The organism is Peribacillus sp. N1, from assembly GCF_054600815.1.
On the sequence record NZ_BAAHZO010000080.1, the window covers coordinates 1 to 244 of the forward strand.

1 protein-coding gene is annotated in these 244 nt (G+C 38.5%); it reads left to right on the top strand.

The features are described 5' to 3' along the window. Positions 1-244, top strand: a 244-nt coding sequence (locus tag ACYP5M_RS26675) for a P-loop NTPase family protein (protein WP_459735747.1), incomplete at both ends; no start/stop codon positions are given.

Genomic DNA, 244 nt, shown 5'->3' on the forward strand with positions numbered 1-244 from the left:
GAAGAAACTGAACAAGAAATAATCGGTGTATTAACGAGCATCTGGAAATTGCCCAATGAGGATCAAGAAAACATAAGCGGCGTCGAACGTACTCTAAGAAAAATCGCCGCAGCCCTTTCTTCCAATGCGAATGAATTGATTGCGGATGAACCTACCAGCCATTTGGATATATTCGGACTTGAACAATTGGAAAAGGATTTAAAATCTTTTAATGGCGCTATTTTGCTTAATTCACATGATAAAG